This is a genomic window from Sphingomonas pokkalii (assembly GCF_003096275.1).
Lineage (GTDB): Bacteria > Pseudomonadota > Alphaproteobacteria > Sphingomonadales > Sphingomonadaceae > Sphingomonas > Sphingomonas pokkalii.
In genome coordinates this window covers 24,844-38,902 of sequence record NZ_QENQ01000001.1, presented here as the reverse complement: position 1 = coordinate 38,902, position 14,059 = coordinate 24,844, and the positions used below count along the sequence as shown (strand labels likewise).

The 14,059-nt window shown below is 65.4% G+C and carries 11 protein-coding genes and 2 pseudogenes; 5 read left to right on the top strand and 8 right to left on the bottom strand.

Going from position 1 to position 14,059, the window contains the following annotated elements:
• Window positions 1–22 precede the first annotated feature (22 nt).
• On the bottom strand, window positions 23–1,429 hold the full coding sequence (locus DD559_RS00185) for a M20/M25/M40 family metallo-hydrolase (RefSeq protein ID WP_116467417.1): 1,407 nt from the start codon (window positions 1,427–1,429) through the stop codon (window positions 23–25).
• Between the two features lie 128 nt (window positions 1,430–1,557).
• Between DD559_RS00185 and DD559_RS00180 the strand changes: the two are divergent.
• From DD559_RS00180 to DD559_RS00175, 3 genes and pseudogenes are all read left to right on the top strand, one after another.
• Window positions 1,558–2,823: pseudogene (locus tag DD559_RS00180) on the top strand (esterase-like activity of phytase family protein); the annotation flags it as partial.
• Between the two features lie 93 nt (window positions 2,824–2,916).
• Window positions 2,917–3,018 (top strand): annotated as a pseudogene (locus tag DD559_RS20430) (PEPxxWA-CTERM sorting domain-containing protein); the annotation flags it as partial.
• A gap of 147 nt (window positions 3,019–3,165) precedes the next feature.
• Window positions 3,166–5,037, top strand: a complete 1,872-nt coding sequence (locus tag DD559_RS00175) for an ABC-F family ATP-binding cassette domain-containing protein (RefSeq protein WP_116467415.1) — start codon at window positions 3,166–3,168, stop codon at window positions 5,035–5,037.
• A 244-nt stretch (window positions 5,038–5,281) separates the two neighbouring features.
• On the opposite strand, the gene DD559_RS00170 is transcribed toward DD559_RS00175, so the two are convergent.
• Complete coding sequence (locus tag DD559_RS00170) at window positions 5,282–6,472, bottom strand: DNA/RNA non-specific endonuclease (RefSeq protein ID WP_165830939.1); 1,191 nt, start codon at window positions 6,470–6,472, stop codon at window positions 5,282–5,284.
• A gap of 370 nt (window positions 6,473–6,842) precedes the next feature.
• Between DD559_RS00170 and DD559_RS00165 the strand changes: the two genes are divergently transcribed.
• Complete coding sequence (locus DD559_RS00165; protein WP_116467413.1) at window positions 6,843–8,429, top strand: MFS transporter; 1,587 nt, start codon at window positions 6,843–6,845, stop codon at window positions 8,427–8,429.
• Window positions 8,430–8,439: 10 nt separating this feature from the next.
• A complete protein-coding gene (locus DD559_RS00160) occupies window positions 8,440–9,465 on the top strand; it encodes an alanine racemase (RefSeq protein WP_116467412.1) in 1,026 nt (341 codons plus the stop codon).
• A 10-nt stretch (window positions 9,466–9,475) separates the two neighbouring features.
• Here DD559_RS00160 and DD559_RS00155 read toward each other — a convergent pair whose 3' ends face one another.
• From DD559_RS00155 to DD559_RS00130, 6 genes are all read right to left on the bottom strand, one after another.
• Window positions 9,476–10,351, bottom strand: a complete 876-nt coding sequence (locus tag DD559_RS00155) for an LOG family protein (RefSeq protein ID WP_116467411.1) — start codon at window positions 10,349–10,351, stop codon at window positions 9,476–9,478.
• 39 nt (window positions 10,352–10,390) lie between these two features.
• Window positions 10,391–11,083 (bottom strand): extensin family protein, encoded by a 693-nt coding sequence (locus DD559_RS00150; protein WP_116467410.1) that lies wholly within the window; start codon window positions 11,081–11,083, stop codon window positions 10,391–10,393.
• 98 nt (window positions 11,084–11,181) lie between these two features.
• Window positions 11,182–11,589: an acyl-CoA thioesterase gene (locus DD559_RS00145; protein ID WP_116467409.1), complete on the bottom strand. Its 408-nt coding sequence runs from the start codon at window positions 11,587–11,589 to the stop codon at window positions 11,182–11,184.
• 36 nt (window positions 11,590–11,625) lie between these two features.
• Entirely contained in the window at window positions 11,626–12,249 is a 624-nt protein-coding gene (locus DD559_RS00140; RefSeq protein WP_116467408.1) for a hypothetical protein, read from the bottom strand.
• A gap of 73 nt (window positions 12,250–12,322) precedes the next feature.
• Window positions 12,323–12,676: a DNA primase gene (locus DD559_RS19700; protein ID WP_165830938.1), complete on the bottom strand. Its 354-nt coding sequence runs from the start codon at window positions 12,674–12,676 to the stop codon at window positions 12,323–12,325.
• An 80-nt stretch (window positions 12,677–12,756) separates the two neighbouring features.
• Window positions 12,757–13,992, bottom strand: coding sequence for a multidrug effflux MFS transporter (locus DD559_RS00130; protein ID WP_116467407.1), 1,236 nt, complete (start codon window positions 13,990–13,992; stop codon window positions 12,757–12,759).
• Window positions 13,993–14,059: the final 67 nt, after the last annotated feature.

The following is a 14,059-nucleotide window of genomic DNA, read 5'->3' as shown; positions in this document are numbered from 1 at the left end:
CGCCCGCCGACGTCAATGATTCTCAGGCGATTACCGCCTCGGCCCGAGCCCGTGCCGTTTCGCCGAGCGCGCCGAGGATGCGCACCCAGGAACGGATGCCCTTGTGGAAGCTCTTCAGTTCGTACTTCTCGTTGGGCGAATGGATATTGTCGTCGGGCAGCGCGAAGCCGACCATCACGCTGTCCATGCCCAGGATCGAACGGATAGAGTTGACGACCGGAATCGACCCGCCGCAGCCGAGCAGGGCCGATTTGCCCCATTCGGCATCGAGCGCCGCCTGCGTCGCCACCAGCGGTCCGCTGTCGCTCGCCAGGCTGATCGCGAAGCTGCCGGGGCCGCGGCTCTCGAACTCGGCCGTGCAATCCTCGGGCAGGCGGCGGCGGACATGCGCCTGGAACGCGTCCCAGACCTGATCGGGGTCCTGGGTGCCGACCAAGCGGAAGCTCACCTTGGCGTGCGCCTCGGCCGGGATCACGGTCTTGAACCCCTCACCGGTATAGCCGCCCCAGATGCCGTTGATCTCGGCGGTCGGGCGCGACCAGACCTGTTCGAGCACGGTCCTGCCCGCTTCGCCGGCCGGCACCCGCAGGCCGATTTCGCCCAGAAATTCGCCGGCATCGAAGCCGAGCTTGTTCCAGCTTTCGAGCACGGTCGGATCGGTGTCCGGCACGCCATCATAGAAACCGTCGAGCGTCACCCGGCCATCGGCGTCCTTCATCTCGCCGAGAATGCCTGCGAGCAGCTGGATCGGGTTGCGCGCGGCGCCGCCGTACAGGCCGGAGTGGAGGTCGCGCGAAGGCCCGCGCACCGTCACCTGGCCCGCCGCCATGCCGCGCAGGCCGATGGTGATGCCCGGGGTGTCGCGGTCCCACATCAGCGTATCGCAAATGAGTGCGAAATCGGCCTTCAGCTCTTCGGCATGGGCGTGGAGGAACGGCTCTAGGCTGGTCGAGCCCGATTCTTCCTCGCCTTCGAACAGGATGGTGACGCGGCAGGGCAGGCGGCCCTCTGTTTCCTTCCAGGCGCGGCACGCCTCGACGAAGGTCCGCAGCTGGCCCTTGTCGTCCGATGCGCCGCGGCCGACGATCGTCTTCGATCCGTCCGCGCGGGTATCGATCCACGGATCGAACGGGTCGCGTGTCCACAGGTTGAGCGGGTCGACCGGCTGCACGTCGTAATGGCCGTAGAACAGCACGTGCGGCCCGTCGCCGTCATGGTGCGCGACGACCATCGGGTGGCCCGGCGTGTCGGCGACGCGGGCGGCGAAACCGAGCTCGGCCAGTTCGGCGGCGAGCTGCTCGGCGGCGCGGCGGCATTCGGCGGCATAGGCCGGATCGGTGGAGACGGAGGGCACGCGCATCAGCGCGGCGAGGCGCTCGACACTGGCGTCGAGCTGGGCATCGGCGAACGCAAGAACGGAGTCGGTCATTCCCGTCGGCTACGCCTGCCGCGCGGCGGTCGCAACCCTGGCAAGGGGACAGGGCGCTGTCACGCCGGCGTCATCTGATGCGGTTAAAAATATATTAACGTCGGAGTCCGGCGATCGAGGGGGATGTCATGCTTCGGAAATACGCATTTGGGCTCGCGCTGTCCTGCGCGGCGATCCTGCCCGCCCATGCGCAGCTGGTCCTGCTGGCGCAAGGGCGGCTCACCGGCAGCGCGGCGGGCGCGGGCAGGGATCTCTCGGGCCTTGGCTACACGCTGGAGAACGGGCTTCCCGCCAATGTGCTGGGGGGAATCGGATCGGGCCTCAGCTATGCGGGCGGCAACACCTTCCTGGCGGTGCCCGATCGCGGCCCCAACGCCACTGCCTATAATCCGGCGGTCGACGATACCACCTCGTTCATCAGCCGCTTCCACACCCTGTCGATGACGTTGACGGCCAGTGCCGGCGGCGCGCTGCCCTTCACCCTCACGCCGCAGCTGACCAAGACCACGCTGCTCTATAGCCCGACCGCGCTGACCTATGGCAGCGGCGCCGGGCTGGGCACCCGGAGCGATGGCAGCCCGCTGGGTTCGGGCGCGCCGATGGTGAATGGTGCGGGCAAATATTATTTCAGCGGTCGTTCGGACAATTTCGGTGCCGGCACTTCGGGCAACCCCGCCGACGGCCGCTTCGATCCGGAAGCGATCCGCGTTTCCAACGACGGCAAGAGCGTCTTCATCTCCGACGAATATGGCCCCTATGTGCGCCAGTTCGATCGCGCGACCGGCGCGCTGATCAAGACCTTCCCGCTGCCCGGCAAACTCTATGCCACCACGCTTTCGCCGCAGGGCGATGTGGAGATCAGCGGCAACACCAGCGGACGCGTTGCCAACAAGGGCATGGAAGGGCTGGCGATCACGCCCGACGGCAAGACGCTGGTCGGCATCCTGCAGGCGCCGCTGGCCCAGGACGCCGCGATCAGCGCGAGCAACAAGATGGTGCGGATCGTCACCATCGATATCGCCACCGGCACCACCCACGAATATGGCTACAAGCTCACCACCGGATCGGGCGTCAGCGAGATCGTGGCGGTGAACGACCACCAGTTCCTGGTGGACGAACGGGACGGCAAGGGCCTGGGCGACGGCAGCAATGCCAAGGTGAAGCAGTTGTTCCTCATCGACCTGAAGAACGCGACCGACATCACCGGCCTCACCGGCGCGGCCGCGGCCAGCAAGGCAGTGGCGAAGGGTGCGGCGCCGTTCCTGGATCTGGTGGCGGAACTCACCGGCCGCGGCGTCGACAAGGCGGCGATCCCGGCCAAGATCGAAGGCGTCAGCTTCGGGCAGGACGTGGTGTATAACGGCCAGACGCTGCACACGCTGTATATCGCCAACGACAATGACTTCGTGCCGGGCACGGCCGGCGCCAACCAGTTCTACGTGTTCGGCGTCAGCGATGCGGCGCTGGCTGGCTATGTCGCGCAATCGGTGTCCGCAGTGCCCGAACCGCGCAGCTGGGCGCTGCTGATTGCCGGGATCGGCCTGATCGGCGGAGCGCTGCGTCGGCGCAGGCCGCGGGCGATCGCCTGAACCCGTTCCCGAGACGGAGAGGGAAGGCCCGGATCGGCATAGCCGGCCGGGCCTTTTTGCTGTTCCACCGGCGGTGCCCCGGAATTCGGTGCCGAGCGGGCCTATGACTGGTGCGAAGGGCCGCCTTGCGCTAGGCGGCTGCCGATCATGCTCAACCTGACCGATATCACGGTGCGCCTCGGCGGGCGCACGATCCTCGACAACGCCACGGCCAAGCTGCCGCCGCGCGGACGCATCGGCCTGATCGGCCGTAACGGGGCGGGCAAGTCCACCCTGGTGAAGGTGATCGCCGACCAGCTCGAACCCGATGGCGGCAGCATCGACATGCCGCGCGGCGCCAAGCTCGGCTATATCGCGCAGGAAGCGCCCGGCGGCACCGCGACGCCGTTCGAAACCGTGCTCGCGGCCGATGTCGAGCGCGCTGCGCTGCTGGAGGAGAGTGAGACCAGCCACGATCCCGATCGGCTGGGTGAGATCCACGAGCGGCTGATCGCGATCGACGCGCATGCCGCGCCCTCGCGCGCCGCACGCATCCTCGTCGGCCTCGGCTTCGACGAGGAGATGCAGCATCGCGAGCTGGAAAGCTTCTCGGGCGGCTGGCGGATGCGCGTGGCGCTGGCCAGCCTGCTCTTCTCGCAGCCCGACCTGCTGCTGCTCGACGAGCCGTCGAACCACCTCGATCTCGAAGCAGTGCTGTGGCTGGAGGACTTCCTCAAATCCTATCCCGCGACGATCCTGCTGGTCAGCCACGAGCGCGACTTCCTCAACAATGTCGTCGACCATATCCTGCATCTGGAGCGCGGCAAGCTGACGCTCTATCCGGGCGGTTATGACGCGTTCGAGCGCCAGCGCGCCGAGCGCCAGGCCCAGCTCGCCGCCGCCCGCGCCAAGCAGCAGGCCGAGCGCGAGAAGCTGCAGGATTACATCGCCCGCAACTCGGCCCGCGCCTCCACCGCCAAGCAGGCGCAGAGCCGGCAAAAGGCGCTGGCGCGGATGCAGCCGATCGCCGAGCTGGTCGACGATCCCTCGCTCAGCTTCGACTTCCCCAATCCGGACGAGCTGCGCCCGCCGCTGATCACGCTCGACATGGCCAGCGTCGGCTATGGCGCCACGCCGATCCTGCAGCGGCTGAACCTGCGCATCGATCCCGATGACCGCATCGCGCTGCTCGGCCGCAACGGCAACGGCAAGACCACGCTTGCCCGGCTGCTCGCCGCCCAGCTGACGCCGATGGACGGCGGGATCAACTGCAGCGGCAAGATGAAGGTGGGGTATTTCACCCAGTATCAGGTGGAGGAGCTCGACCGCGACGACACGCCCTTGCAGCACATGACCCGCAACATGGCCGGCGCCAGCCCCGGCGCCGTGCGGGCGCAGCTAGGCCGGTTCGGTTTCTCCGGCGACAAGGCGACGACCAAGGTCGGCAAGCTTTCGGGCGGCGAGCGCGCGCGGCTGGCGCTGGCGCTGATTACCCGCGACGCGCCGCATCTGCTGATCCTCGACGAGCCGACCAACCACCTGGACGTCGATGCGCGCGAGGCGCTGATCCAGGCGCTCAACGGCTATACCGGCACGGTGGTGGTGGTCAGCCACGATCGCCATATGCTGGAGATGACCGCCGATCGGCTGGTGCTGGTTGACCAGGGCACCGCGCGCGAGTTCGACGGCACGTTGGACGATTATATCAGCTTCGTGCTTTCGAAGGACTCGAGCGGCGCCAAGGGCGGCGCGTCAAAGGCCGATCGCAAGGAAGCCCGCAAGGCCGCCGCCGAAGCGCGCGAAAAGAGCACGGCGCTGCGCAAGGCCGCCAAGGCCGCTGAAGCCGAAGTGGCGACGCTGGGCCAGCGGATCAAATCGCTGGACCAGGCGATGTTCGATCCCGCCAATGCCGAAGCCGCGCTGACCAAGCTGACCATGACCGACCTGATGAAGCGCCGCGCCGAAGCCGCTGCCGCACTGGAAGCGGCCGAGCTGGTGTGGATGGAAGCGAGCGAGGCGCTGGAAGCGATTGGTGGCTAATGTGCCAGCCCTTCTTCCAGATAGAATGCCGCGCGCGCCCACGGCGATAGGAGTGCGCGCTTAGAGCGTTTTCACCTTGGGTGAAGACGCTCTAAGTTGTTGATTGCCACATTTTCCGAGCCGTTGACCGTAAACGGTCAACTTGAAAATGCTCTAGCTATTGATGCCACGCGCCATTGCCAAAGGGGCTTGAATGGGCGTGCTGTAGCGGTAATGCCCGAATCTATTGATCGTGACGAGATAGCTACGAAACATATTCGTGTTTTCGCTTTTGGCCAACAGTTGGATTTTGTTCCTCTCTTGCACGTAACCCGTCCTGATATCCCCTGTCATACTCGGCCTTAACTTGTTCTTCAAGTATTTCAATATATTTTACAAGCGTTTCGCGAGTATTAGCGCTTGATCGGAGTTCACTTGTTTCCGTTAGAACCAGGTCGCTGTGACCTATATTCGTTTTGATGACGTCGCTGCCATCGTCGGAATCGCCTATGGAGGCGATGACTGCTTCACTCTTTGTGTTATCCGAGGGCGGTGGAATATTGATATTTGCGGAAAAATGTTTTCCAGCAGGTTTTCCAGAGTTATCTAACTGAGAACAGGAAGTTTCAAGCTTGCTGGCATATATTACTTTTGCAATATTGCGTGTAACTTTTATTCCTGATGCGCCTATTTGGGTAAGCGCACGTGCCTTACGGGAATCTAATCTGATATTTTTCGTTTTATATTCCACGATAACACTATAATTCATCCAATAACCTTCAAGGTTTACCATTTTCCGGACTGGCTTTTCAATTTCAGTGGAATGCTCTGCATTTGCGCTGCGCGTAATCGCGGTCAGATTGCGAGGGTCGCTACCGGGGCCGCCGAGCTTTTCGGCCAACAGATGACCGGCAATGTATGCATTCTTGTCGGGAGAAATGATGTTGAAGGCCTGTACCCTCTTTTTGGCTGCATCGTTTGTCGGCGGTGACCCAAGATTATGATCTGGGCCAATCGTCGCCTTCATGGATGTCCCTTCACCACTTGAAGGGTCGATCGGGCCCCAGATGACGACGGACTTTCCATGTTGACCCCCCTCAATTTCGGCACCGCGTCCTTCTGTTCGCGCCCCCCGCTCTCCGCGGCCATTGGTTTCGTCCGTATCCGTCAAAGTCCCACGAAAGCTCGACCAGTCGTACTCGCCGCGCGCATTTTTCGCGTTGAGTATCTGTCTGTCTGTTGCCAAGCCGCGTACCGTGGGGCTGACGTTCAGGCTGGCGCGGGTCTCATCCAGTCCCCGCAGGTTCGGCAAACTGCGTTCGCGCTGTTGTTGCGCTGCCCCATGCGGCGCCGAACCTAGGCGTCGCCGCTTAGATTGTTGCGTATCGCCTCCTGGCATCGTCTTGCCCCTTAATTTCGATGTGATCGATTTCGATGCTTCGATACTAGGGGTCATGGAAAGTGGCGCGGAAGTAAACGGCCGTCGTCGCCGAACAAGATCGGGAACGGACGCTATTATCCCCAGCGGAAAGTGTCGCACAACCAAGCTGCGGGGATATGAACCCATCGCTACTCTCCAAGCCGTCCCCGGCGAAAGCCGGGACGACGGCGCGAGGCAGGATGGGTCCGTTTCAATGCACCTTGGTAGAAAAACCCTCGAGATGTACGCGATGCCGCAGATGGGGTCGGCCATCCGCGAGGATCCCCGCCTTATCCGGGCGAACCGGATGCGTTTCTTTCCGCATGAGCCTTGCCCATGCACTCGCCGCATCCGCTCGACGGTTTTCACAAATGCTGTAGAACGCCGTCGGCAAGGGGAGGTAGAGATGACGGACGCGGTTGGCGAACCCACGGCGGATGAGATGCGGATGGTGATCGGCGCGTCGTCGCTGGGGACCGTTTTTGAATGGTATGATTTCTTTATCTGGGGCACGCTGACCGCCACCGGCATTCTGGGGCGCACCTTCTTCCCCTCCGGCAACGAAACGCTGGCGACATTGCTGTCCTGGGCCACCTTTGCGGTGGGGTTCGGGTTCCGGCCGCTCGGCGCGGTGCTATTCGGGTTTCTGGGCGATCGGATGGGGCGGAAATACACCTTCCTCGTCACGATCACCGTGATGGGCCTCGCGACCGCCGGCATCGGGCTGGTACCGGGCTATGCGACGATCGGGGCGGCGGCGCCGATCCTGATCCTGCTGCTGCGGGTGGCGCAGGGTCTGGCGCTGGGTGGCGAATATGGCGGCGCGGCGATCTATGTCGCCGAGCATTCCCCGCCGGGCCGCGCCGGCTTCCACACCAGCTTCATCCAGGCGAGTGTGGTTGGCGGCTTCATCCTGAGCCTGGTGGTGGTGCTGCTGTTCAAGCTGGGGTTCGCCGCCGTCTGGGACGCCTGGGGCTGGCGGCTGCCGTTCCTGTTCTCGCTGGTCCTGCTCGGTATTTCGCTGTGGATGCGCCTCAAGCTGTCCGAGAGCCCTGTGTTCAAGGCGATGAAGGAAGCGGGCGAGACGGCCGGGAATCCGTTCCTCGAAAGCTTCACCTATCCGGGCAACAAAAGGCGGCTGTTCGTCGCGCTGTTCGGCATCGCGGCCGGGCTGACCGTGATCTGGTACACCGCGATGTTTTCGGTGCTGTCCTTCCTGTCCGGTCCGATGCGGCTGGACCAGACGGCGGCACAACTGATCACGGGCGCCGGCGCGATGATCGGTGTCGGCTTCTTCATCTTGTTCGGCAAGATTTCGGACACGGTCGGCCGCAAGCCGCCGATCGCGATCGGCTATGCGCTCACGCTGCTGCTGCTGTTCCCCTGCTTCTACGTCATCGGCAGTGCTGCCAATCCGGGGCTCGCCAAGGCGGCGATCCGTGCGCCGGTGGTCGTGTTCGGTCCGCATTGCGCCTATGATCCGTTCGCGCCGACCCAGGCCGATGCGTGCGGCCGGATGCTCGATCATCTGTCGAAGCGCGGCGTAGTCTACACGACGCAGAAGGCGCCCAGTGTCGTCGTCACGATTGGCGGGCAGGTGGTGCAGCAGACCGATCCCGCTGCGGTGGATGCCGCGTTGAAGGATGCGGGCTATAATTTCGATCGTATCGTGCCGGCGGCGATCGACATCGCGATGATCCTGGTGGCGATGACGGTGCTGATGGCGCTGTGCGGCGCGACCTTCGGCCCGGTGGCGGCACTGCTCAGCGAAATGTTCCCGTCGCGCATCCGCTATTCTTCCATGTCGATCCCCTATCATATCGGCACTGGCTATTTCGGCGGTTTCCTGCCGTTCATCAGCCAATATATCGTCGCGCGCACCGGCAACCCGGTCGCCGGGCTGTGGTACACGATGGCGGTGGTGGCGATGGCGCTGGTGGTGACGATGCTGGGGCTGAAGGAGACGGTGGCATTGCGCGGGCGGGGGCGCTAACCGGCGGGGGATGAACTGCTCTCCCCTGCGCCTGCGGCTGGATGCCGCCGCCCTTGCCGCGAACTGGACGTTGCTCGCCGGCCTTAGCGGCCGCGCGGCGTGCGGTGCCGCAGTGAAGGCGAACGGATACGGCCTGGGCGCCCGCGGCGTGGCGGCGCGGTTGGCGGCGGCGGGATGCCGCGATTTCTTCGTCGCCACCTGGGCCGAGGCGAGGGAGCTTGCCGATCTGGGCGTCGCCGTTTCCGTTCTGCATGGCGTGCGTGCCGAAGACATGGCCGATCGCCCGCCCAATGCCCGCCCGGTGCTCGCCAGTGCCGAACAGGTGCGGCGCTGGCGCGAAGCCGGTGGAGGGGGATGCGACGTGATGGTCGATACCGGCATGAACCGCCTGGGCGTCGCCCCCGAACAGGTGAGCGCGGGGCTGCTCGACGGGCTGGAGATCGACACGCTGCTGAGCCACCTCGTCTCCGCCGACGAAGAGGTGCCGCTCAACGCCCGTCAGCGCGATCGCTTCGCCGCCATGGCCGGCCGCACCTCCGCGCGGCGGATGAGCCTGGCGAACAGCGCCGGCATCGCGCTGGGGCCGGACTATCATTTTGATCTCACCCGGCCCGGCATCGCGCTGTATGGCGGGCGCTATCGCAGCGGCCATGCCGGCATCCGCCAGGTCGTCACGCCCGAGGCGCAGATCCTCCAGCGCCGTCGCGTCGCCGCCGGGGAGACGATCGGCTACAACGCCACCTATACCGCGCCGCGCGAGATGGAGGTGGCGATCCTCAACCTCGGCTATGCCGATGGCTATCTGCGCTGCTTCTCGAATCGCGGTTGCGGCCGGGCGGGGGAGGCGGCATTGCCGGTGGTCGGTCGCGTGTCGATGGACCTGACCGCGTTGTGCGTCGATGCCGCCCCGTCGCTGGGCGAGGGCGACTGGGTAGCGATCGATTATGACCTGCCCGAAACCGCGGCGCTGAGCGGACTCTCGCAATATGAATTGCTCACCGGCCTGGGTGCGCGGTTCGATCGGATATGGGAATAGCGGGCCGCGATCAGGCGGCCGGCTTTTCCTTGTTGCGCCAGAAATCCTGCACGATCTCCCAGCCCTCTTCCGCGGTTTCGCAGAAGTGGAACAGGTTCAGGTCGCGCGGCGAGATCACGCCTTCGTCGCACAGCGCCTCGAAATTGACGACGCGGTTCCAGAATTCCTTGCCGTAGAACAGCACCGGGATCGGATCGACCTTGCCGGTCTGGATCAGCGTGAGCAGCTCGAAGCTCTCGTCGAACGTGCCGAACCCGCCCGGGAACACCGCCACCGCCCGCGCATGGAGCAGGAAGTGCATCTTCCTGAGCGCGAAATAGTGGAACTGCATGCTCAGCCCCGGGGTGACATAGGGGTTGGGCGCCTGTTCGTGCGGCAGCACGATGTTCAGGCCGATCGTCTCCGCCCCCACGTCGCGCGCGCCGCGGTTCGCCGCTTCCATGATCGACGGGCCGCCGCCCGAGGTGACGACGAAGTGGCGCTTGCCGGCGGCATCGAGCGGGAAGTTGCTGGCGATCTGCCCCAGCCGGCGGGCGACATCATAATATTTGGACTTGGCGACCAGGCTGTTGGCGATCCGCTTCTGCTGATCGGTTTCGGCCAGTGCCAGCACGGCTTCGGCCTTGGCCGGCTCCGGGATGCGGGCCGATCCATAGATCACGAAGGTGGAGGCGATGTTCGCTTCGTCGAGCAGCAGCTGCGGCTTCAGCAGCTCCAGCTGGAAGCGGATCGGCCGCAGATCCTCGCGCAGCAGGAAGTCCATGTCCTGGAATGCCAGCCGATAGGCGGGATGTTCGGTCTGCGGGGTGCCGGTGGCGGTGTTGGCGCTTTCGGCTTCCTGCTGGGCAGGGCGAAACACGCGCGACGGGACTCTCGTGTCACTCATTGATGGTCGATTAGGCCGTTCCGCCGCGCTTGAAAAGCGTCAAGCGCAGAAGGGGCCGCGGCCCATGTCGAAGTGCAGATGGTCGCGATGGGCGGCGTTGTAGCGCGGGCTCAGCACGGTCGCGAAGCGCTTGCAGGCCGATCCGTGCACCGCCTCCAGGAAGCGGTGCACGTCCGGATCCGACGATTGCCAGTCGCGCAGGATGGTGATGCGCCGGCCGTCCTTCAGGACGAAGCCGGAAATGTCTATCGCATTGGCCAGCCCGTGTTCGGATAATTTGGTGGCGGATTCGGGCCGACCGACAATGGCCCGGCAGGCATAGGTGCCGAAGCTTTCCACCCGGACCAGATCGCTGCCCAGAATCTGCCGCGCCGCGGGGGCTACGGCGAATCGTACCCAGCCGGCAAAGGCACGGGCGAGCGGGCAGCGCATCGATTTGATCCCGCTGACCGGCACGCCGATATCAAGCAGCTGGACCGCGCCGAGCACCACGCAGCCGCCGCCGAAATCGCGATCGGGTATTGGGCTGTAGCGGATGCCGCTGCGCGAGAGATCGGTGAAGCATTGCTGCGTTTCGCGTGGCGTGGGGCCGTGCAGCGTGATCGGCCCCTTGGCTCGTTCACGGATCGGTGCCGGCCGCTTCTCGCCGCCGCCGCTACCGAACAGACACGCGGAAAGAAGCAGCGGCAGCGCCATTACTGCCAGCGAAGCGGGAACGCGCCAGGAAGCCATCGCCAGGCACGATAGGCGAAATTCGGACAGGCGCGAACCACGGTCCGTCGCGCCAGCGACTCGCTTCGTCAGAGATCGCGCTCCGGCGCCGCGCCTGTTCAGGAGGTCGCCGGCCCCTCGCGGAACCGCTCGGCCATGTCTGCCGGCACTCGCATCAGCCGTCCGCTGGCGCGATCGATCAGCGCCCAACTGGTCACGGCCGCGACCAGCACCTTCCCCTGCGCCGACAGGAAACGAACCTGCCGGTCGAACCGCGCCCCGCGCGGCGGATCGGGTACCCAGGTCTCGGCGGTCACCGTCTCGCCTACGCGAAGATTGCCGCGATAATCGATCTCGTGCCGCGTCACGACCCAGATGCAGGCATCGCGCTCCGCCGCGGTCGCCAGCGCGTTCCAATGCGCGACGGCGAGATCCTGAATCCACGCGACCCAGACGGCGTTGTTCACATGCCCCAGTTCGTCGATATCGGCGGGGCTGGCGGTGATGATGCGCGCAAATCGGGCCATGGGCATCATTGTAGCGCCGAAGCGCGCGAGGCAAAGCTATTGCGCCGGCTTGCCGGGGTCGCCCTGGAACTTGATCGCCCGGATCCGCCATTGGCGCTGCTCGGGCGTGGCACCGTCGATGTCGCCGGTGCGGTGGAGCGTCACGTCGCCCAACTGGTAGAATGGCTTGCCGCTCGCCTTGATACGGGCATAGATCTGCACCGGCACGGTGACATAGCGCTGCCCGGCGCCCGCTTCGATCTGCCCCGGCGCGCCGATATTGGCGTGATATTCCGAATAGGGAGCGAAACGCGCGGCGAATTGCGCGGCATCGCCGCCGGAGGCGCGGCCGCCATCGCTCCACAGTGCCCAGGCCTCGGCATAGCGGCGCGCCTCGATCAGGGCATAATAGGTCTGGACGATATTCGCGGCACCCTGTGCGCTGTCCGGCGTGAACGGCGCTTCGCTGACGGGCGTGCGGTCGTCGGGCAGCCCGCCCGGCTGGCCCGGCGCGGGCGGCGTGAGCGGTTCCAGCGGCGCCGGTTGGCGCGGGGAGGGGTGCGGCGCCGGCGCGGCGGACATCTGGTTGCCGTGCGCTGTGCTGTTTTCCGCAGGAGCGGACTCACCGCCGCCGGAACAGGCGGCAAGCGTGCACAAAAGCAGGAAGGGGATCAGGCGCATCCGATTTTCCTCGAGTACAGGCAAGCGAACGAAACAGCGGATGCGCCGGTTCCTGGGAACCCTGCCCCCGCGATCAGGGCTCGAGCGCCTTGTCGTCGCGATCATCGAGTTCTTCGTCCAGATCTTCGTCGTCGAGATCGTCATCGTCGAAATCAGCCTGGACCTCGTCTTCGTCCTGATCGTCCTCGTCCAGATCGAGGTCTTCATCCTCTTCGCCGATCTCGTCGTCGGTCATGGCGAGGGCGTCGAGATCATCGTCGTCGTCCTCCGCGCCGCCCAGATCGGGGGTCAGGTCGGTCAGGATCGCACCGTCATCGGGGCCGTCGGAGGTCGCTTCCAGAATTTCGGCACGCTGGCTTTCGTCATAGCCTTCCGCGTCATATCCGTCGTCGCCGGGCCCCTGGCCGGGAAGCTGCTGGCCGCTCATCGCTCATCCTCCTCATTCGCCCCCGGGCGAACACCGCCGGGGCATGGAAGCGCAACGGCGCTGGTCGCCCTGCGTTCCGGTCAGCTGGGCCGAAACATCCGTCCGCGCTCGGTGATTGCTACGACCGCGACCGATAGGCCGCCCATTAGGAGAAATCCGCTATACAAGGGTACAGTCGAGCCATCGAAGGCCTGGCCGATCGCCGCGCCGATCAGCGCGCCCACCAGCGTCGTCACGAAACCCTGCAGGCTGGACGCGGTGCCGGCGATCGCGCCCATCTTCTCCATCGCCATCGCCGAGAAGTTGGAGGTGGCGAGGCCGAAACATGCCATCATCAGCGCCTGCAGGACCGCGAAGCTCCACAGCGTTTCCAGTCCCAGCAGCGTGACGGCCAGATGGATGGCCGCAACCAGGGTCAACAGCGTCAGCGCGGTGTGCGAAATGACGCGGGTCCCCAGCCGCATCACGATGCGCGAATTGAGGAACGATCCGATCGCCATCGTCCCCGCGACGCCGGCGAACACCGGCGTCAGCAATTCGGGCCGATGGAACACGTCGGACATGACCTGCTGAATCGAGCCGATGAAGCCGAACAGCGCGCCCGAAAGCAGGCCGGTGGCGATGGTGTAGCCCACCGCCGCCCGATCGCGCAGCATCGTGCCGTAATCGCCGATCACCCGTGCGGCCCGCAGCGGCTGGCGCTCGCCGGTGCCCAGCGTCTCGGGCATCCGCAGGGCGAACCACAGGCCCACCGCGGCCGCAATCACGCCGCAGCCCCAGAAGATCGTACGCCACGATCCCCCCGCCGCCAGGATCGCCTGGCCCACCGCGGGCGCGAAGATCGGCGCCGCCATGAACACGATGAATACCAGGCTCATCACCCGCGCCATCGCACGCCCCGCATAGCAATCGCGGACCATCGCGACCGTCACCACCCGCGACCCCGCGGCAGCGGTTCCCATTGCGACGCGGGCCACCAGCAGCAGCGCGAAGCTGCCGGAAATGGCGGCGATTCCGCTCGTCGTCACATAAAAGCCGAGCGCGACCAGCAGCACCGGCCGCCGTCCGTAGCGATCGGACAAGGGGCCATAGAGCAACTGCGCGGTGCCGAAGCCGATCAGGAAGGCGGTAATCACGAACTGGCGGTGATTGGCCGATTCGACGCTCAGGCTGGTGCCGATCGCGGGCAGTGCCGGCAGCATCGAATCGATGCCCAGCGCGGTCAGCGCCATCAACGCGGCGGCCAGCGTCACGAACTCTACAAAGCCGATCGGGGCCTGTTGGGCCGAAGCGATGGTGCGGGACGGCGAATCCATGCGTTGGCAATGGCCGAAGGCGACTGGCCCGTCACCCCTTTTCGGGTTGACGGACGGCCGCGCGCAA